The organism is Maridesulfovibrio sp. (assembly GCF_965230075.1).
Lineage (GTDB): Bacteria > Desulfobacterota > Desulfovibrionia > Desulfovibrionales > Desulfovibrionaceae > Maridesulfovibrio.
The window spans coordinates 694,568-714,224 of record NZ_OZ245945.1 but is presented as its reverse complement, the minus strand read 5'-3'; the positions used below and the strand labels follow the sequence as shown (position 1 = coordinate 714,224).

General features: G+C 49.6%; 15 protein-coding genes. 1 reads left to right on the top strand and 14 read right to left on the bottom strand.

What is annotated here, in order from left to right; translation table 11 throughout:
- Positions 1–92: 92 nt before the first annotated feature.
- From ACO05Z_RS03150 to ACO05Z_RS03125, 6 genes are all read right to left on the bottom strand, one after another.
- The gene (locus ACO05Z_RS03150; protein WP_421900416.1) at positions 93–2,528 is read right to left on the bottom strand and encodes a glycosyltransferase; all 2,436 of its coding nucleotides are present in this window, start codon (positions 2,526–2,528) and stop codon (positions 93–95) included.
- Between the two features lie 186 nt (positions 2,529–2,714).
- The gene (locus tag ACO05Z_RS03145; protein ID WP_421900414.1) at positions 2,715–5,693 is read right to left on the bottom strand and encodes an AIR synthase-related protein; all 2,979 of its coding nucleotides are present in this window, start codon (positions 5,691–5,693) and stop codon (positions 2,715–2,717) included.
- 32 nt (positions 5,694–5,725) lie between these two features.
- Positions 5,726–8,212: a diguanylate cyclase gene (locus ACO05Z_RS03140; RefSeq protein WP_421900412.1), complete on the bottom strand. Its 2,487-nt coding sequence runs from the start codon at positions 8,210–8,212 to the stop codon at positions 5,726–5,728.
- Between the two features lie 28 nt (positions 8,213–8,240).
- Positions 8,241–9,209 (bottom strand): polyprenyl synthetase family protein, encoded by a 969-nt coding sequence (locus tag ACO05Z_RS03135; RefSeq protein ID WP_421900410.1) that lies wholly within the window; start codon positions 9,207–9,209, stop codon positions 8,241–8,243.
- A gap of 50 nt (positions 9,210–9,259) precedes the next feature.
- Positions 9,260–9,958, bottom strand: coding sequence for a futalosine hydrolase (gene mqnB / locus ACO05Z_RS03130; RefSeq protein ID WP_421900408.1), 699 nt, complete (start codon positions 9,956–9,958; stop codon positions 9,260–9,262).
- 3 nt (positions 9,959–9,961) lie between these two features.
- On the bottom strand, positions 9,962–11,272 hold the full coding sequence (locus ACO05Z_RS03125) for a nucleotide sugar dehydrogenase (protein WP_421900406.1): 1,311 nt from the start codon (positions 11,270–11,272) through the stop codon (positions 9,962–9,964).
- A 141-nt stretch (positions 11,273–11,413) separates the two neighbouring features.
- Here ACO05Z_RS03125 and ACO05Z_RS03120 point away from each other — a divergent pair, with 141 nt between their 5' ends.
- Complete coding sequence (locus ACO05Z_RS03120; protein ID WP_015850645.1) at positions 11,414–11,623, top strand: DUF2065 domain-containing protein; 210 nt, start codon at positions 11,414–11,416, stop codon at positions 11,621–11,623.
- Between the two features lie 2 nt (positions 11,624–11,625).
- On the opposite strand, the gene ACO05Z_RS03115 is transcribed toward ACO05Z_RS03120, so the two are convergent.
- The 8 genes from ACO05Z_RS03115 to ACO05Z_RS03080 all read right to left on the bottom strand — a co-directional run bounded on the left by ACO05Z_RS03115 (position 11,626) and on the right by ACO05Z_RS03080 (position 19,640).
- Positions 11,626–12,357, bottom strand: a complete 732-nt coding sequence (locus ACO05Z_RS03115; RefSeq protein ID WP_421900404.1) for a ubiquinone/menaquinone biosynthesis methyltransferase — start codon at positions 12,355–12,357, stop codon at positions 11,626–11,628.
- Positions 12,358–12,555, bottom strand: a complete 198-nt coding sequence (locus tag ACO05Z_RS03110) for a hypothetical protein (protein WP_421900402.1) — start codon at positions 12,553–12,555, stop codon at positions 12,358–12,360.
- Between the two features lie 434 nt (positions 12,556–12,989).
- Entirely contained in the window at positions 12,990–15,128 is a 2,139-nt protein-coding gene (locus tag ACO05Z_RS03105; RefSeq protein WP_421900400.1) for a hypothetical protein, read from the bottom strand.
- Positions 15,129–15,198: 70 nt separating this feature from the next.
- A complete protein-coding gene (locus ACO05Z_RS03100) occupies positions 15,199–15,606 on the bottom strand; it encodes a cytochrome c3 family protein (RefSeq protein ID WP_421900398.1) in 408 nt (135 codons plus the stop codon).
- Positions 15,607–15,744: 138 nt separating this feature from the next.
- Positions 15,745–16,503 (bottom strand): precorrin-3B C(17)-methyltransferase, encoded by a 759-nt coding sequence (gene cobJ / locus ACO05Z_RS03095; RefSeq protein WP_421900396.1) that lies wholly within the window; start codon positions 16,501–16,503, stop codon positions 15,745–15,747.
- On the bottom strand, positions 16,500–17,525 hold the full coding sequence (locus ACO05Z_RS03090; protein ID WP_421900394.1) for a cobalt-precorrin 5A hydrolase: 1,026 nt from the start codon (positions 17,523–17,525) through the stop codon (positions 16,500–16,502). The genes cobJ and ACO05Z_RS03090 overlap by 4 nt, the downstream gene beginning before the upstream one ends.
- A 185-nt stretch (positions 17,526–17,710) precedes the next feature.
- The gene (gene hemL, locus ACO05Z_RS03085) at positions 17,711–18,979 is read right to left on the bottom strand and encodes a glutamate-1-semialdehyde 2,1-aminomutase (RefSeq protein WP_421900392.1); all 1,269 of its coding nucleotides are present in this window, start codon (positions 18,977–18,979) and stop codon (positions 17,711–17,713) included.
- A gap of 175 nt (positions 18,980–19,154) precedes the next feature.
- Positions 19,155–19,640 (bottom strand): Lrp/AsnC family transcriptional regulator, encoded by a 486-nt coding sequence (locus ACO05Z_RS03080; protein ID WP_421900390.1) that lies wholly within the window; start codon positions 19,638–19,640, stop codon positions 19,155–19,157.
- Between the last annotated feature and the right edge of the window lie 17 nt (positions 19,641–19,657).

The following is a 19,657-nucleotide window of genomic DNA, read 5'->3' as shown; positions in this document are numbered from 1 at the left end:
CGAGTTGCCGGGCCTTTTTTTGTGAGCAACAAACCAGCCCCCGCAGACAAAGTCCACGGGGGCTGATTCTATATGGCAGGTACTTTTACTTCTTATTGCTGCATAACTGAACGCTTGGACAAATCTTCATACATAGTCCAAGTCTTCAAAAATTCTGCATCAAAAGAACGTTTCTCTGTGTAAGTGCGGGCGCTCTTCTTCATGTACTGAAGCAATTCCGGGTGATCTGCGAGGCGAACAATAGCCCTTGCAAGGGCATCGGAATTCCCGGCTTCTACGATCAATCCGGTGGTATCTTCGATCAGGTTCTCGCAAGGTCCGCCGCAATCAGTGACGATTACCGGAAGTCCGGAAGCCTGAGCTTCAAGGACCACATTGCCGAAGGTATCGGTTGCTGAGGGAAAAACAAACACATCAGAGCTGGCGTAGCATGCTGAAAGCTCATCACCGCCGAGATATCCGGTAAATGTAACCGGACATCCTTCCAGTCTTGTCTGCATTTCTTCGAGATATGGACCGTCCCCGACCACCACAAGGTGCAGTTCCGGCCTGATGGTAGCGACTGTCTTGAAAGCGTCGGTGAGTACATCAAGATTCTTTTCACGCGAAACGCGGCCCACATAGAGCAACTTAACAGCTTCCTTAACCTTGAAACGCCCATCATAAAAACCGTTGCGTTTTTCCGGGGTAAAGCGGTTGATGTCCACTCCGCGGGGGTAAACCTTGATCTTGTATGACTTTACGCCCTTCTCAACCAGCTCGTCCCCGGTAGCTTCTGAGGGAACAAAAACCGTATCCATCTGATTGTAAAACCAGATCATAAATTTCCAGGCCATGTCTTCCAACCCAGTATCATCGGTAAAGGCACGCACATACTGCGGAAAGGCTGTGTGGTAAGTGCCGTGAACCGGAAGCTTGAGCAACTTTGCTACAGCCAGTCCGGCAAGCCCTACAGGTCCGGGAGTTGCTAGATGAAGCAGGGTGTAATTGTTTTCAAGGCAGTGAGCCAGAACTCGCAGGAAGGGGGGGTATTTAAATGACAGTTCCGGATATTCGGGAAGATCAAATTCCCCAGCGGGGTTGAAATTTACGACCTGATCATTTGAACCTTCAGAACCGCAGGTGATTACGGTCAGATTCTTATCGTGCTTGCGGGCTACATCAAGCTGGTGTTGCAGAGTCAGGGCCACTCCGTTCACATCGCTGAAGGTATCAGTGAAATGGGCGATCTTGGTTTCACCATCCAGAGGGTCCTTATGACCGAAAGCAGAAAGACAATCCCGGGCAAACTCCCGTTCACTGGCAAAAAGCCCGTAAGAAACAAAATACGGGGCTAACAAGGTATACAGAGAGCCCGCTGCACCGATGGTATGGAAGACATCGAATAGGTTCGCACCCAAGGCACTATTGATTATCTTGTCACCTAATCCTGAAAGGACCTTGTCTGTGGCATTACCTACAAAACGGAGCCATTCGTCTTCCAGCTCTTCCGGGCTGTACCGGAAGCCGCAGCTTATGTTGCGGGCACGCTCGTCACTCTCAACGATGCGGTTGGCTTCGCGCAACAAAGCGGCCTGCACGGAATCGGAAGTCTTGAAATATTTTTTTGAGCGCTGGCGATAGATAAAGTTCTGCAGCTTATCAAGAAAGGACGGATTTTCCTTATCTCCGGGATCAAGGACATTGTCGATGTAACGGAAACACTCAACAGAGCGCTTGAGCTTGGTGCAGTCAAAATGACTTTTATAGAACTGGTAAGCAATACCGTAGAGGTTATGGGCCATGGTATGAGGAGTTGCTGCTTTGCCCTGAACCATTGTCCGCCCTTCGCTGACTGCCTTGAGCATTTCCTGAGGAGTCGAAACATCAACAATCTCAGTATAAACCCGGGCGATATTGATACCCGAATGGTCATCAGAGCCTCCGGTCAACCCTTTTACCCACGGGGTGTTACCATAAGGTTCTATGTTGTGCTTATTGGCGAGAAGATCAATTGTTTCAGGAGTCAAATTATCGACAATGGTACGCAGCGCTGAATTCTGCATTTCATCACGGGTACCATTCAATTCGAGGGTGTTGAACAGAAGCAGGGCCTGTTCAAAATGTTCCGGAGTCAGCCTTTCATTGACTGCGAAAAGAGGATGAGCCAACACGTGCACAATGCCCTGCTCACGGAGGTAGGGGACAAGGTCAAAAACATTCTCCCGCACCTTCTGAAACTCGCGGTGGTGTTCCTCAGTAATGTCGTAAGCCAAGACGTGAAGCTTACAACCGTCTTCCGGGAAATATGTGGTTATCTCTTCGCTGATGAAGGCATTATCAAGGTGGGCGATTTCCAGACTGCCGTTAATGGTGTTGTGATCGGTAATGGTGACCATATTCATGGACCGGGCAAGTGCTCTATCATAAATCTTCAACGGCTCGGTAAAGCTCTCCGGGCAGCCCAGCTTCTGCAAAATCCACTGGGACGGGCGGGTTGAATATTTAGAGTGTACATGCAGGTCCACCCTCACATTAGAACCTTTCATGGCAAAATCCTCCTGAAAATTTTCGCATTGACACGAAGAAACTAACTGCTGATTTTTGCCTATTTAAATAAGGAGTGAAGGCTGTAACAGTCCCACGGTTCGGTTACGGTTTAGAGTTTTTTCAGAGAAGACAAAAAAGGCCGCACTCCATACGGAATGCGGCCTAAATTTCTTATTGAATATCGACTACCAGTTAAGGGTTTCCTTGAAGGCAGTAGCGAGTTCTTCGGTCTTGCAGCGGACGATACCGTCAGAGCCTTCCATAAGGCCAAAGGAGTTGCCGCCCATGGTCATACCGATACGCTGGCAGATCTGTCCGGCGAAGAGTTCTTCGAACTTAGCTGCGTTCTCAGGAGCCACGGTAACCGCGAAACGGGATGCGGACTCACTATAAAGCACAGACAGAGTGGACATGCCGTACTCAGTGGGTACGGAACGCAGGTCGACTTCACAACCGATGCGTCCGCCAAGGGACATCTCGGCAAGAGCCACACCCAGACCACCGTCAGAAAGGTCGTGGCAGGAAGTTACCAGACGCTGACGCATGGCCTGATTAAGAGTCATGTAGCGTGCCTTAGCGGTAAGAGCTTCAACGTGAGGAACTTTGTCGTGTACAAAGCCCAGCTGGGAAGCAACTTCAGATCCGCCCATTTCGTCGCGGGTCAGGCCAAGCACGTAGATAAATTCACCGGGTTTCTTGAAGTCGGAAGTCACGCACATGTTGATGTCCGGGACAATACCGACTGCGGAGAAAAGTACGGTCGGCGGGATGGAAATCTTCACACCACCGCCCTTGTAGTCGTTCTTCATGGAGTCCTTACCGGAAATGCAGGGCACTCCGAAAGCACGGCAGAAGTGTGACAGAGCCTGGTTGGCACGGACAAGCTGAGCCAGCTTGTAGTGACCGTCAGGGGTAGTTTCGGACTGAACAGGGTCGCACCAGCAGAAGTTATCGATACCAGCCATGTGGGAGATATCACCACCGACTGCAACCGCGTTACGGATAGCTTCATCAACTGCGTTAGCCATCATCCAGTAGGTGTCGAGATCGGAGAATTTGGGGCAGATACCGTGAGATACGACCAGACCTTTATCATCATCAAAGTCAGGACGCAGCACACCTGCATCAGCGGGACCGTCTTCCTCTTCACCAACCAGAGGCTTCACAACACTGCGGCCCTGAACCTCATGGTCGTACTGGCGGATAACGTATTCTTTACTGCAGATGTTCAGACGTCCGAGCATGTCTTTGAGCAGCCCGGTATGATCTGTAACTTCCGGTTCTCCGGTAAATTCGATTTCAGGACGCTCCCAAACAGCCTTAAGCTGCATCTGGGGTACGCCGTCATGCAGGAAGTCCATACGCAGGCAAGCTACGGGCTTCTCTCCGTAACGGATGTTGTAGAGGCCGCTGTCGGTGTAAGTACCGAGAGCAGTAGCTTCTACGTCCATTTCATCGGCAAGGGCCATGAACTCGTCCAGCTTTTCCGGTGGAACAGCAAGAGTCATGCGCTCCTGAGCTTCAGAGACAAGGATTTCCCAAGGCTTGAGACCGTCATACTTGAGCGGAGCCTTGGAGAGGTCGAGATCACAACCGCCGCTGTCTTCAGCCATTTCACCAACGGAGGAGGACAAACCGCCTGCGCCGTTATCGGTGATGGCATTGTACAGGCCCATGTCACGGGCGCGCATCAGGCAGTCGTACATCTTACGCTGAGTGATGGGGTCACCGATCTGGACCGCAGTTGCCGGGGAACCTTCATGCAATTCTTCGGAAGAAAAGGTTGCACCATGAATACCGTCTTTACCGATACGACCACCGGTCATAACGATGATGTCACCGGGCAGAGCTTTTTTCTCGTGGCTGAGACGACCGGCGGATTCAACAGGCATGGTACCAACGGTTCCGCAGTAAACCAGCGGTTTACCGAGGTAACGCTCATCAAAAACAATTGAGCCGTTTACAGTGGGTACACCGGATTTGTTACCACCGTGCTCAACGCCTTCACGCACGCCTTCAAATACACGGCGGGGGTGCAGCAGACGCGGAGGCAGTTCACCTTCATGGAAGGGAGAAGCAAAGCAGAAAACGTCGGTGTTACAGAGCAGGTTCGCGCCCAGCCCTGTACCCATGGGGTCACGGTTAACACCTACAATCCCGGTCAGCGCTCCACCGTAGGGATCGAGAGCGGAAGGACTGTTGTGGGTTTCCATTTTAACGCAAACGTTGAGCTTGTCATTAAATTTGATAACACCTGCGTTATCCTTGAACACGGACAGACAGAAATCATCTTCGCCCTTTTCAGCGCGGATTTCTTTGGTAGTGTTCATGATGCAGGTTTTGTAGAGGCTGTCTACAGTGGAGGAAACACCGGTTTCCTTGTTTTCGTACTCAATTTTGGAGCTGAAAATCTTGTGCTTGCAGTGCTCGGACCAAGTCTGGGCCAGAGCTTCAAGTTCAGCATCGGTAGGCTGGGCGGTAAGGCCCATTTCTTCGCGCTGCTTAACCACTTCAGGATTAGCATAGTAATTGCGGATGCAATGAAATTCTTCAAGGCTCAGAGCGAGGGTGTTTTCACGGCTGAAAGCCATCATCTCGTCATCGGACATGGCAGCCAGATCGATAACGGCAACTTCATCGCTGGCCTTACCGGTAACCCGTGCAGCCTTGGCGTCAAAGCCCGGAGACTTTACCCACTCATCTGCGGAACGGATTTCGAAACGCTGAATGAGTTCGTTAGCCAGCAGGTCCTTGGCAATATGGCTGACTTGCTCCAGACCGAGGTCTTCAGCAAAAAGGTACTGAGTGGAGGTATAGACCTTCACCGCTTCTACATCAGCAGGTTCGGTTACCAGAATTACTGATTCCTTAGCGGTACGGCCTTCGTTATCGGTAACACCGGGACGGAAGCCCACTTCAAGGTTCCATGCGAAATCCTTGGCCAGCGGCTCCAGCGAAGGAGTATGCAGGACCGGGTCGTGCAGCACGCCCAGCTCCAAAACCTTTTCGATTTCGTCTTTTTCAAGACCTTCTACAGTATATACCTTGATGGTCCGGACTTCACCGGCCTCAATACCGAGTTCTTCTTTGATCTTATTGGAAACTTTATGACCGTGAACATCACGGACATGGTCTTTAAGTGCGACCTCGACACGCCAGAGCATGGCTATCTCCTCTTAATGATTAAAGTCCGGACCTATTTGGCCCAGACCAGTACATTTCCGCCCAAATCCTTGGCTTCATATGTAGCTTTGTCAGCGCGGTTCAACATGCTGGCGGAAGTATCCCCTTCCTTGAGCACGGTGAGGCCGCCACTGATTGTGACCTTACCAGAAAATTTCTTCTCCACTCGGAGCCTGATCCTGTTGCCGATTTTTTCAAGAGCTTCAGCACGCACCTCGGTAACAATAACTCCAAATTCATCTCCACCGTATCGGCAGGGAAAATCCATGCCGGAACGAAGCTCATTGCGCAGGATTTCGCCCACACTTTTGAGCACTTCATCTCCAACCTGATGCCCTTCATTGTCGTTAACAGCCTTGAAGCCGTCCAGATCAAAGAAAAGCAACCCGACAGGACGTCCGGTCCTCCTGCTGCGTTTGATTTCGCGAGCCATCAGAGTGTTGAACTGGGTATGGTTGAAAAGATCGGTCAAACCGTCAAATATGGCCTGCCGCTTGAGCTTATCCTCCAGCCTGCGAATAGCTGTCAGATCACGGGCAACAATAAGGCTTTTCTCCCCTGATCCGGCCAGCTTGCTGACAACAAACTCAAAAGGCCTTCCGGCCGTATCGGTCCTTTTCAAAAGAACTTCAACCACAGTTTTTTCGCGCTCAAACATATCCGGCCCCCAACGACCGGTAAAAGTCTCGCTGGGAGTAGCAATATCGAAAATATTGCGGCCCAAAAATATCTTTGAAAAACGGGAAGACGCATAAGTGATGTTTCCCCGCCTATCCACAGTAAGCACCACATCGCGCATGGAATCAACAAGCCCTTCAAGAAAATCACGTTGTTTGAGAGCCTGAATCTGACTCTCGGACATTTCCCTGATGTCTTCCATAACCAGTGAAATCAGATGCTCACCACCACGAATCTGCTTGTAAGCAGAGACATAAAGACACGCGTCACGGGGCATGCCTCCAGTTCTAAGGCTAACGCAGATAATCTTGCTGAAAGATTTCTTGGCTTCATCATCAATAAATGTCTGCCAGCTGGCCCCTAACTCGGCACCGACACCGAGCTTAAAAAGATCATTAAAATTTCTCGTTCCAGAGATTGAAGCCCCGCCAATCAAACGGACCATTTCCTCGTTCATATCAATCAGATCACCCTGCACATCCAAGCTGGCAACGCCCAAGGGCAAGGTATCAAGGGTCTCAGCACGGTCCTCAATAAGGTGTTGCTTAGCACAATAATGCTCGTAGGCCTGACCGATAAAACGGAAATAAAGCTTGAGGCTCTTCCTGTCTCCGGAATTCATATTCCTTGAGTTGAATCGAAACCTGCCGAACAAAATATTACGGCTGATAATGTCTTCTCCATCAGCTCGTTTCTGCCACGGAATTTCACCTTCAACACAATCCTTGGCTACCAATTCAAGACCACTGCCTTCAGTGATGCGGTAGAATCTGTATTTATCCGTATGAGGAGATTTTAGAGCCAGTTCCCAACTAACAATATCCCAGCTCAATTTGAGATGCCTGCCGATTATCCGGGCAATGGAATCAATTCCACCCTCAGCAGTTAGAAGCTCCAGGCTCAAAAAGTAACTGGACTGCAGACTCTTTATGGAATGGTTGTAAAAATTGGCATCCCCGCCATCCTCGGATATGCCGAGAATTTTGAGCATGGATTGAAATTTTGTACGGCAGACTTCCCTGAAATCCTCAATGGCATCCTCATCCATGTCAAGGGAGCGCTGCAACTGAACTTCAAACTGCAGGACATTAAAAGGAGCGGAGTTACTCCCCAACTCAAGTTCTGCCCATCTTGTCGCCAGAATCACAGCCTGAGTAGGCAGGTCAAAACTGTCTATCTCATCAATGGCATGATGATGCTGCAGAGAAGGACATTTAAGAGTGTCCATCTTCCAGCGGGTTAGCAGCAGCTGACTGAGGGCACCATGATTCATGCCCCATATTTCATTTTCAGTAGCAGACTGACCGGGATTCGAACGGGTTACCGTTTTCTTTGAAATTTCATCCGGCAGTTCTCCCGGAGCGGCACAGCGCAGGAAGAACAAAGAAATATCTTTAAGCAGGCAGCAGAGATAAACTTTATCAGCCTGCTCCGGACAGATACGGGTTGCAATAAGATGTGCTGAAATAGCTCCCCAAACGGTGAGCATCCAGTCATTATAAATTTTGTAACCGTCCAGTTCCATGTGGTTGCAGATGTGCTTTTGGTAGGTAACCGTGACTGCTAAATTAAGCAGTTCGCGGGTTCCAAGCACTACAGCAGCCCTCTTGAAATCTGAAATTTCCTGGGAAAGACCGTAAAATGGAGAGTTAACGAGATTAAGAATGGTGGTCGAAAGAGCAGGGTCCATGCTGATAATTTTGCCCAGCACGGCAAAGTCCGGTTCAGGCTTGCAGGCCTCCTGCATCAGCTGAAGCATGACCGGAGGAAAGCTGAGTTTCATCATCAATCGTGGTGATTCAAGTATATCATCCAGACTCATAGCTACAGCTCCTCTCCTTTAGTCTCACCTATTTTTTCCGGGTCAGCACAAAATCCGCGGCCTGTTTGAGTACCTGCTTCTCCCCGCCTTCAGGAAGCGGGTCCAAACAAGACTTAGCTTTTTCAACATATTCCGCAGCATAAGTTCTGGTTCTGGTTCCCAATCCGTGTTTCCTGATTTGGGCAAGAACATAGTCTCTTTTCTCGTCCGAAAGGGTACGGTTCTTGATTTCAGCAAGCAGCAACTCTGCTTCTTTTTCTTGTAGCATTTCAAGATAAAGAATCAAAGGTAAAGTAATTTTACCTTCTTTGAGGTCGCCCCCTTCAGGCTTGCCTGTATCATCAGATGGTGATTCATAATCAAGAGCATCGTCAACAAGCTGGAAAGCTATCCCCATATTCAGACCGAAATTCCCCACCGCATCTTCCATTGTACGGTCATCGGAAGCTAGGATAGCACCGAGGCGGCATGATGTTTCAATCAGGCGGGCAGTCTTGCCGATGATGATATCCATGTAGGTGTTTCGTTCCATCAACGGCTCGGAAATATGCGCGATTTCAAGGATCTCGCCTTCGACAGTGGCCATAATGCCAGAGGCAAGCACGGCACTGATGCGCGGTTTGCCGTATTCAGCACCGATTTTGTTAGCCAGAGCCAGCAGAACATCCCCGGCAAGGATAGTTTCAGTGGTACCGAAAACCAGATGGGAAGCCTCTACGCCACGGCGCAGGTCGGCATCATCTAAAATATCGTCATGGAGAAGGGTCGCGGCATGGAGAAGTTCCAATGAACCGGCCAGAGGATAGATATCATCTTTCCCGTAGCCCAGTCCACGGGCGGAAAGAATTGTCAGCACCGGGCGAATCCTCTTTCCCGGAGCAAGCAGCACATGTCTGGCTACATCCTTTACCAGCCCCTCAAGCTTAGCAGTTTCCTCATCGAGAAAACCGTTGATAAGAGGCAGTTCCTTTTTAAAATAGGCTAATAACTCAATCATCCGCGTATGAATTACCCCGGTTGCGAAAGAACAAGAACAGCTTTGGGAGATCACCTGACAAGAGCTGAGCAGACCCGCCCCAGCTCGGCAAGGGCGCCGCGCAAATCCCAATCGTTACTATCTCTTGATCCTACAAGGTTCGAAACAGTCCGCACCTGACATAGCCCCACCCCGACAAGGGCGCACACATACGCAGCCGCAAAACCTTCCATATTTTCTAAATCCGCTCCATATTCTTTTACATATGCAGCGGCCCCCTCAGCCGTGGCGGTCACCCCGCTCACGGTCAAAGCCACAGCTTCGGGCAGTTTTTCAAATCGGTCAAGTCCTGATTCAAAAAGACTTTTTCCGGAACAAAGTTCAACTTCATTCCAGATTGGCTGGCCGTCAATCTCCGCAAGACTGAATCCCAGTCCTTTGGGATCGACCTGACCATCCTTTTTCAACCCGTATTCGGGCCAGATTTCCTTTCTGACCACACAGGCGGAACAGAGGGGAAAACGCTCAGCATCAAATGTCCCGGCAATTCCTGCCAACACAACAATGCCCACATTATTTCCGGCCAATGCCCGCCCGAGGGCGAAAGAAGTATTTATCACCCCGATTCCGGTTACCAGCAACAGCCCGGGACGATTGCCGAGCATGAACTCAACAGGCTTACCCTGCTCCAAGCGGGGCAGCTTGCAAACTCCGCCCAAGGCGGCCTTCATTTCCTTGGCTGTTGCCGTAACAAAAAGAATCGGTTTCAAAGACTACAGTCTCCAGTGTCTGATGCCGGCCTCTTCAAGATCCTTGCGGTCAAAGAAGCACTTAACATCAATGATCAGAGCGTTTTCAGGATTTCTGAACCAGCTCTTAATGGTATCAAGGTCAAGCTCACGATATTTATCGTGGGAAACAGCCAGAATAACTGCTTCAAGATCCTTGAAATCATCCATAGAAGAAGTGTTGATGTTGTATTCTTCAACAGCTTCTTCAGGATCAGCATAAGCATCGTGGATAAGTACATCCACGCCGAAAGACTCCAGTTCGTCAACTACATCGACGACCTTGGTGTTGCGCAGATCGGGAACATTTTCCTTAAAGGTCAGGCCGAGAACACCTACTTTGGCTCCTTTAACTTTACTGTCGCCGTTGATCATCTGCTTGATAGTGGTATCAGCGATAAATTTACCCACAGAGTCGTTGATCTTACGTCCTGCAAGGATAACCTGCGGGTGGTGGCCGATTTCTTCAGCCTTGGTGGTCAGGTAGTAAGGGTCAACACCGATGCAGTGTCCACCGACCAGACCGGGACGGAAAGGCAGGAAGTTCCACTTGGTTCCCGCAGCTTCCAGAACATCAAGGGTATCGATGTCCATTTTATCAAAAATCATGGAAAGTTCGTTCATAAGCGCGATGTTCAGGTCACGCTGGGTATTTTCAATAACCTTGGCAGCCTCAGCAACCTTAATGCAGGATGCGCGGTGGGTTCCGGCAGTAATGATTGAGGAGTACAACTTATCCAGCAGCTCAGCCACTTCAGCATCGTTACCGGCAACAACCTTGACGATGGTTTCAAGGGTGTGCTCACGGTCACCGGGGTTGATACGTTCGGGAGAGTACCCTACACCGAAATCCTTACCGTATTTAAGGCCGGATTTATCTTCGAGAATGGGAACGCAGATATCTTCAGTAAGTCCGGGATAAACTGTTGATTCGTAGACCACAACGGAACCGGCGGACATATTTTCACCGACCATGGTGGAAGCGCCGACAACAGGTTTCAGATCCGGGTTGCGGGCTTCGTCGATGGGAGTAGGAACAGCAACAATAATCACGCCGCAATCTTTCAGCAAAGAAGCGTCGGTGCTGAAATCAACATAGTTGTGGAAATCATTTTCCAGTACTTCGTTGGTACGGTCGTAGCCTTCGTTCAATTCCTTGACGCGCTGTTCGGAAATATCAAGCCCAAGTACCTTGAATTTACGGCCCAGGGCAACTGCGAGAGGCAGGCCCACGTATCCGAGACCAACCACGCCGATAGTTGTTTTCTTTTCTTCAATGTCAGAGAATTTAATCATAACTTATTGTCCTTTATTACTTAGATAACAAAATAAGTCCTTAAAACACTTACATAATAATTCCGGCCTAAAAATTTAATACACGAACTCTGTTTCGTAAGGGTAGACATAATCAATCAGCGCATATACATAACTAGCATTATGCATATCGATTGGTCCTTTCTACTGTCCGCCCTTGGTCTGGCCTTCATTATTGAAGGGATTCCCTATTTTGTTTTTTCTGAGCGTATGCCCAGAATCCTTATTTCAATTATTGAGCGGGGACCGAGGCAGTTACGTATCCTCGGGCTGATTGCCATGATATTTGGCTTGCTGCTCATCTCTTTCGGCCAGTCCCTGACCGATCTATAGCGCTACTCTTCAGTTTTTTCTGCAACGTGTATGTAAACAATCCCTGAAAGCAACGGGATAAACATCACACGTCCAAAACCCGCTTCACGCAATTCCTCAGCAAGAGCACGTTCATCCGGAAAAGCCCGGATAGTATCCGCCAGATAGGAATAAGCCCCGGAATCACCGGAAACTATTTTACCCAGCAGCGGCAGCACCTTGTTGAGGTAAAAATTATAAACACCCTTCCAGATCATCTTACTTCCGGAACCGAATTCCAGAATGCAGAACCGTGCACCGGGCTTAAGGGTGCGCAGGACTTCTTTATAGCAATCCTCACGAGGAAGGATATTTCTGATGCCAAAAGAAATTGTGGCCCCGTCAAGGCAATTGTCCGGCAAAGGCAGCACCCTTCCGTCGGCCTGAACAGCAACAATTTTCTCACTGCGCCCAGCGTGTTTGCCTTCCAGTTTTTTAGCCTTACCACAGGCAAGCATCTGGTGGGTGAAGTCCATGGCCAGAACTTTCACGTCCGGATACTGGCGCAAAAGTTCCACAGAGACATCAAGGGTACCGGCAGCCAAATCAAGCACCAGACCGTCTTTAGCGGGACGGACCAATTTGACCTGACGGTAACGCCAGTAGACATCCTGCCCTGCACTCAAAAAATGGTTCAGAAAATCATACCACCCGGCAATCCTGCCGAACATATCTCGGACTTTTTTACCGTGTTCCTGATGGGATACCTGCGCCATCTATCGAGCATCTCCCTTGCCGTCTGCGGTAAGCTGTTCGGCAAGTTTATTTTCCTGCTCCACAATAGACGCAACAACGTCAGCGTGGATGGCGTTGAAATGCTCAGAAAAATTGGAGGGGGAAATTCTTCCAACCTCAATAAATTTAACCACGATTTCCTTGGCGACCTGTAAAGCCTGCTTCTGAATCTTATCCATGATGTATATCCTTAATTAGGCTTGAAAAACCCCGCCCGGTGGGAAATGGCCACGACCTCCACAGGTAGGGCGCCGGGCGGGTAAAAAGAAGAAAACCTATTAAGCACCCTTCTTTTGTGAGGCTCTTTAGCATGAGACCTCCAAATAGTCGACCCGCTTTTTATGCCTCCGGCGGCTTAAACCCTTTTCATTGCGGCCCATCCTAGGCCTAACCCCTTCGGGGCGTTGCCTTTCCGGCACCGGGCAAATCCGCTTTCCTGCGGATTTGTCCAAAAGGGTTTAAGAATCACAAAACCTTTTATTAAAGCTTCGCCGTCAGGGTTGGCAAAGCCGCGATCTAAAGTTTTTATTTTTTCCAAACACTTATTATAAATCAAATCGGTCCGGCGAACATATGTTCGCCGGACCGATTAAAAAAACATTATCTAAAAATGCTAGCCTTCAAGTTCGCGGGCAAGAGCCGCGATCTCTTCACGGATAATCCGTGCAGCTTCGGCAGGCACTGCCCGCTCAAGCTTATCAGCAAGCAATTCTTCAACTGAAGCCTTGAAGGATTCTTCCAACTCACCCTTCATGTCGTCGATTTTTTCTACCAGACGCGGAGCGAGATAGTCTTCGATATCCTCGGTCAAGCGGCTCTTGATGCGATAAAAAGCTGTGGAATCCGGATCAAGCTCTTTTTCAAGAGACTTGCCGACCACTTCTTCCACATCAGGCAGGGCTGCAATCTTTTCTTCAATTCCGGCCAGACGCGGTTCAAGATCAGGCGCTTCATCAAGACGCGATTCAAGAACTGCGACACGCGGCTCGTGATCGGGAACTTCATCAAGACGGGACTCAAGAGCAGCAACACGCGGCTCGTGATCGGGAGTTTCATCAAGGCGGGCCTCAATGGCTGCCATACGCGGTTCAAGCTCCGGAGATTCAGCAAGCTTGCTCTCCATGGCTGCAATACGTTCTTCAGCATCGGCCCGAACTTCGCGTAATCCAAGCTGAACCTGATCATTAACCTTGTCGCCCAACTCATCGGCAGCAGCAGCGGCAATGGCTACAACAGCAGCAGAGTCAGGTCGGAGAGCTTCGCTGAGCTGCTGGCTTACCGCGGACTCAACTCCGCTACCCTGCATGACCTTCTCCTCAAGCAAACGCATATTTTCTGCAAAAGCAGTCATGCTGGACTCAAGGGTATCGACCTGAGAAATGCGCTCAGTAGCGGATTCAAGAGCTTCTTCCAGCACTGCAATCCGTTCAGTCGCATCATTCAGTGAAATTTCAAGGGCCTCAGCACGCTTGGCAGCTGAAGCAGCTTTTGCTTCCAGCTCTTCAATAATAGCAGCCTGCTCACCGGAATCGGCTGCAACTTCTACGTCTTCAGCCTCCAGTTCTGCATCAAGGTCGGAAAAATCTATTTCTGTATCTTCAAGTAATTCCCCAAGATCAAGATCATCGTCGTCGGCTCCGAGGTCTTCATCAGCAACCATTTCAAGATCTGCTGCAATATCGACATCCCCGGCGACAAGCTCAGGCTCAACTACTTCGCTTTCTTCGACTGAAGCTACTTCTGCAACAGGCTCTTTGACCACAGGTTCCACAACTTCAAGCTCGACAGCCTCAACTTCAGGAACTTCAACTTCGGGAGATACTTCGAGAACAGGTTCTTCAGTGGGCTGCTCAACAACATCGTCGAGCAGATCAAGACCTTCTTCCTGAAGTTCTACAACTTCCTCATGGTCATCGGCCAGCAAGCCTTCAATATCTTCATCAGCAAGGACATCTTCGCCAAGTTCACCAAGCTCGACCTTGTCCTCTACTTCATCGAGAAGTCCATCAAGCTCATCATCTTCGTCCGCACCAGCTTCTTCCAGCAGGGAATCCAAATTCTCGACTTCGGAATCTTCATCAAACAAGGAATCAATGTCTTCGGCATCATCTTCTGCGACAGTAGCGTCACCGCCAAGGTCGTCAATAAGACCATCAAGACCGTCAGCATCAAGCTCACCGTCTTCAACACCGTCGGCAGCGAGAAGTTCGGCCTCACCGAGGTCAAAATCAATATCATCCCCGGCATCAGCTTCAAGTGTCTCTTCAACAGCTGCTTCTTCAACCGGAGATTCGGAAATTTCTGTTGCTTCTTCAGCAACTTCGCCGAGATCAAGCACATCGTCGGCTTCTTCTATAACATCATCAAGCTCAAGGAGGTCACCACCAGCCTCTTCAAGAACGTCGTCGAGCTCGAGAACATCATCGCCAGCTTCCACAACGTCATCAAGCACAAGGGCATCATCGTCCCCGGCTTCGACAACATCATCAAGCTCGAGAACATCATCACCGGAAGCCTCTTCAACAACGTCATCAAGTACTAGCAAATCATCGTCAACACTTTCATCGACGACATCGTCCAGCACAAGAAGATCGTCTGAATCATCCATGGTCAATTCAGGCTCTTCAATTTCAAGGTCCTCAGAAAAAAGGTCTTCGAGTTCCTGCTCAAAGCTGGCATCAACCTCTTCAGCAACATCATTAAGGTCGAGAACCTCTTCCGCGCCTTTATTATCCGGTGAATCCGGGGTCATAGACTACCCTCTTAAAAAAAATTTAAAAAAAGGGGGCGGGCAGCCCCCTTTCATTACACATCAAGAAAACTTATTTCTTTTTCTTGGGGTGGCAGTCGCCGCACTTGGTGGGGCCAGTTGCCTTTTTAGCTTTCTTCAAAGCCTTATGGCAGCCTACGCAGCTCATGTCAGACTTTGCATGGAAAGCGGAGTAGAAAGAAGTAGGCTTCTTTTTACCTTTTTTGCTGGTGTCTACGTGACAACCTTCAGCGGAGCACTTTTTAACTTCGGCTTTACCGTCCCACTTGTGGTGGCACTTGGTACAGTCGATAGCAGCGTGTCCTTTGTGAGAAAAGTCAACCGGAGCTTTGGTCATTTTAGCGCCAGCAGGAGCTTTCAGAACCATGTCGCCGGGTGCATCAACAGCGTACAGGCTGGGAAGCGCGAAAGCGCAAACCAGAGCAGCTGTTACCATGCTGATAAGCAGGGTCTTTTTCATCCTCAGTTCCTCCTTAGAATAACGTTAACCTAATTACAGTCTTCTTGTGGATTTAATTTAGATAAAAAACCATGTCAAGCACGGTAAAAAAATCCACTGATTAAAATTAGCGGTATCAGATAGTTATCCCGCACTGAATCAAATGTCATACTTGTTGGCATAACCACGCGGGGTGAGCATTTTCCCCGCAATCTCTCTTGTAGAAGAATTACCAACAATCAGAACCGTTTGCATATCAACATCATTAACATCAAGACTGTCCAAAGTAACCACCCGCACCTGTTGTCCATCGCGGTAAGCACGATTTACAATTCCCAGCGGAGTTGTTCCTTCGCGATATTTTTTTAAAATTTCAACAGCTTCACCAAGGTGCCCCGCCCTCTTCTTGGAGCGTGGATTATAGATTGCGATGACAAAATCAGCGGAAGCCGCAGCTTCCAGCCTTTTCTCAATCTTTTCCCATGGGGTAAGCAGATCGCTGAGGCTGATGGAAGCAAAATCGTGCATAAGCGGTGCTCCGAGCAGAGCCGCAGCAGCAGTAAAAGCGGGGATTCCCGGCACGACTTCGAAATCTATCTTGCCAAACAGCTCTCCGGCTTCGAGCAGCTCCATAACCAGTCCGGCCATGGCATAGATGCCCGGATCGCCGCTGCAGACCATAACCACATTACGCCCGGAAACGGCAGCTTCCACGGCCTTGCGGCAACGCTCAACCTCGGCCATCATGCCAGTTGAAAGCACTTCGCGGCCATCGAGCAGTTCCGGCGGAACCAATTTCACATATCCGGTGTAACCGACCACGGCATCCGCATCCTCAATGGCCTGCCTAGCCTGTGGGGCCAGCAGACATTCATCACCCGGGCCAAGCCCGATCACTTTTATACAACCTTTATTCATATTCTCTTTGCTATTGCTGCGGTCACCCGCGCGCTTTTAGTCTTGGGAACCAGAATCTGCGTAACATTTGCCAGCTTCATTGCCGCGGCTTCACAGACGCCGTTTACTCCCATATGTTTCATCACCATACCCGAAGGATTGGCGACCTCAATTTCATCAAGTTCAGCCGCACTGAAAAAATTCAAATCCAGCCCTAAAACCTGCGCCGCTGCAATCATCCCGGCTTCATCACTCTTCGCATCAATTGACCCCATACAAGATATGGACTCAAGAGCAATGCCATTATCCGCAACAACACTGCGAATCAACTCTAAGATTTCATCCGCAGGCACCCCGCGTCGACACCCTACCCCAAGCGTAAGGCAGCGCGGATAAAGGGCCAGCACCCGTTCCGGCAGATCATGAACATGCCAGTCCACAACAACACCGCAACGGGACTTGTGCAAAACCGCGAGATCGTCCACCACAATAAAATAATCACTGTAGGCGGATAAGTCCAAAAAACCGTCAGGATCATAAACCGGGACTTTTTCTCCATCCAGAATTGCAGCATTGATATGTTTAATTAAACCGATATCACCGATAATCAGCCCCTGATCACGAGCAATCAAGTCCATGGACGGCACACCAGCACAATCTGTCGCGGTGGTAATCACCGGGATAGCTCCGATTTTATCCCCGATAAGGCGCGCCAGCTCATTGGCCCCGCCCAGATGTCCGGAAACCAGACTGATTGCAAACTCCCCTTCCTGATCCACAACAACCACAGCCGGGTCATCAGCCTTGCTTTTCAAGAGCGAAGCAATCATGCGTACAACAATGCCCGATGCGGCTACAAATATATGGCTTTCGTATTTGGAGAACTTATCGGCAACTATGTTTTTCAGTGAAGTGAAGGAAATCTCGTCTTTAGAGGCGTAGCGATCTAAAACGTAGCAATCGGCAGGGAGTACAGCAACAAGTCTACGAGCTGTTTCGACACCTTTTTGGGTAAGAGCAAATATTGCGATGGAAGCAGACATGTTTTCCCTCCGGAGCTTCGCTATTAAATACAATAAACTCCCAAAAAAGAAATCCGCAATGTTTCAATCACTATTGCGGACTTTGTTGGCAGATAAATTTTAATTTTAAACTGCGAAGCATAATAAAAAGTTTTGAAGGGATGGGGTCTGGGGAAAGTTTCCCTTCCCCAGACCCCGGAGGCTTCTTAGCCTTTAAAGCTTTTAACTGCTTCCAGAGTGGCTTCGTAATCTGCTTCGCTGTGCGCGAAGGAGGTGAAGGTACACTCGAAGCTGGACGGTGCGAGGTTCACGCCCTGCTCACGCATATGGCGGTAGAACTTGGAGTAAAGCTCGGCATCACCGGTCTTGGCGGATTCAAAATCAGTCACTTCCTGATCAGTAAAGAACAGGGTGAAGATGGACGCAACATGGTTCAGGCTAACCTTGAAACCGTTGGCTTCAAGAGCAGCTTTCATGTCCTGAGCCAGCTTGAGGGTACGAGCTTCAAGAGCATCGTAATCCTGCTGCTGCAGGGAACGCAGAGTTGCCACACCGGCAGCCATGGCCACGGGGTTACCGGAAAGTGTTCCAGCCTGATAAACGTCACCGCAAGGAGCGATGCGGCTCATGTATTCTTTTTTACCGCCGTAGCAGCCTACAGGGAAACCGCCGCCGATAATCTTGCCAAGGGTGGTCAGGTCCGGGGTAACGTTGAAACAGGGACCTACGCCGCCGGAAGTTACGCGGAATCCGGTGATTACTTCGTCAAAAATCAGCAGTGCGCCATGCTCATCGCAGAGTGCGCGCAGCCCTTCAAGGAATCCTTCCTTGGGCAACACGAGGCCCATGTTACCTGCAACAGGCTCAACAATGATGGCCGCAATGTTCTGACCTTCTTTTTCAAAGACGGCCTTAACTGCGTCGAGATCATTATAAGGAGCAAGCAGGGTATCTTTTACGGTTCCTTCGGGAACACCGGGAGTACCGGGGATGGAAAAAGTTGCCAGACCGGAACCTGCGCTGGCGAGAAAGCAATCACTGTGACCGTGATAGCAGCCTTCGAATTTGAGAACTTTGTCACGGCCGGTAACGCCACGGGCGAGGCGCAGTGCGGACATGGTTGCTTCGGTACCGGAGTTAACCATGCGCACCATCTCGATGGAGGGAACCATTTTGATGATCTCTTCGGCCAGTTCGATTTCACCGGGGCAGGGAGCACCGTAGCTTGCGCCCATATCAACAGCTTTGTGAGCTGCTTCTTTGATTGCTTCATAGCCGTGACCGAGCATCATCGGACCCCAGCTCATGACGTAGTCGATAAGTTCCTGGCCATCCACAGACCACATGCGGCTGCCTTCGGCCTTTTCGATGAACAAAGGATCGCAGCCAACGGATTTGCAGGCACGGACCGGGCTGTTAACGCCGCCGGGCAGAAGCTCCTGTGCTTTATTAAAAAGTTCAGATGATGAAGCCATGAAAAACTCCTTATGAAATTTGATGCGCTTCGCGCTTTTTATAAAAAGATTTCGCCTCCGGCGGCTTAAACCCTTTTTTAAAAAAGGGTTTAAGAATCCCAAAAACTTTTATTAGGGCTTCGCCGCTTGGACGTTTTGATGTGCGGGGAATTTGAATTTGTAACCCCGGAAAAATTTATTTCTTTTCGAAATAGACCATGGAGGTCTTTTTCAACTCTTTGAGACTGCGCAGGGTGCAGTGATCGGTAATTCCGGTCTGCTCTTCCAACTCGGCTACTACGTTTTTACAATCGTCCGGGCCTTTGCCGTGGATCATTGTATAAAGGTTGTACGGCCAGTCTTCATAAGTAAGGCGCAGGTAGCAGTGACTGATTTCCGGACGCGCGGCCATGAACTCACCCACTTTTTCCGGTTCCTGATCTTCAGTCACCCGCCATGCAACCATAGCATTTGCGCCATATCCGGCCTTCTGGTGCCTGAGAGTAGCGCCGAAACGACGGATGATCTTGTCACCCTTAAGATTACTTAGAAGGTCCAGCACTTCCTGCTCGGAACAGCCTACCTGTTCGGCAATATCAGCGTAAGGAGTTGCACTCCAGGAAAGGTTCGTTCCCGCCAGTGCCAGAATATTATGCTCAAGTTCTGTAAATTTTTTTGCCATATCCCATCCTTGGTCTT

Excerpts from the sequence above, each read along its gene's own strand:
- ACO05Z_RS03150 (WP_421900416.1), bottom strand. The coding sequence starts at position 2,528 with ATGAAAGGTTCTAATGTGAGGGTGGACCTGCATGTACACTCTAAATAT.
- ACO05Z_RS03090 (WP_421900394.1), bottom strand. The coding sequence starts at position 17,525 with ATGTCTGCTTCCATCGCAATATTTGCTCTTACCCAAAAAGGTGTCGAA.
- ACO05Z_RS03105 (WP_421900400.1), bottom strand. The coding sequence starts at position 15,128 with ATGACCCCGGATTCACCGGATAATAAAGGCGCGGAAGAGGTTCTCGAC.
- ACO05Z_RS03110 (WP_421900402.1), bottom strand. The coding sequence starts at position 12,555 with ATGGATAAGATTCAGAAGCAGGCTTTACAGGTCGCCAAGGAAATCGTG.
- hemL (WP_421900392.1), bottom strand. The coding sequence starts at position 18,979 with ATGGCTTCATCATCTGAACTTTTTAATAAAGCACAGGAGCTTCTGCCC.
- ACO05Z_RS03080 (WP_421900390.1), bottom strand. The coding sequence starts at position 19,640 with ATGGCAAAAAAATTTACAGAACTTGAGCATAATATTCTGGCACTGGCG.
- ACO05Z_RS03145 (WP_421900414.1), bottom strand. The coding sequence starts at position 5,693 with ATGCTCTGGCGTGTCGAGGTCGCACTTAAAGACCATGTCCGTGATGTT.
- ACO05Z_RS03115 (WP_421900404.1), bottom strand. The coding sequence starts at position 12,357 with ATGGCGCAGGTATCCCATCAGGAACACGGTAAAAAAGTCCGAGATATG.
- ACO05Z_RS03125 (WP_421900406.1), bottom strand. The coding sequence starts at position 11,272 with ATGATTAAATTCTCTGACATTGAAGAAAAGAAAACAACTATCGGCGTG.
- ACO05Z_RS03140 (WP_421900412.1), bottom strand. The coding sequence starts at position 8,212 with ATGAGTCTGGATGATATACTTGAATCACCACGATTGATGATGAAACTC.
- ACO05Z_RS03100 (WP_421900398.1), bottom strand. The coding sequence starts at position 15,606 with ATGAAAAAGACCCTGCTTATCAGCATGGTAACAGCTGCTCTGGTTTGC.
- ACO05Z_RS03135 (WP_421900410.1), bottom strand. The coding sequence starts at position 9,209 with ATGATTGAGTTATTAGCCTATTTTAAAAAGGAACTGCCTCTTATCAAC.
- ACO05Z_RS03120 (WP_015850645.1), top strand. The coding sequence starts at position 11,414 with ATGCATATCGATTGGTCCTTTCTACTGTCCGCCCTTGGTCTGGCCTTC.
- cobJ (WP_421900396.1), bottom strand. The coding sequence starts at position 16,503 with ATGAATAAAGGTTGTATAAAAGTGATCGGGCTTGGCCCGGGTGATGAA.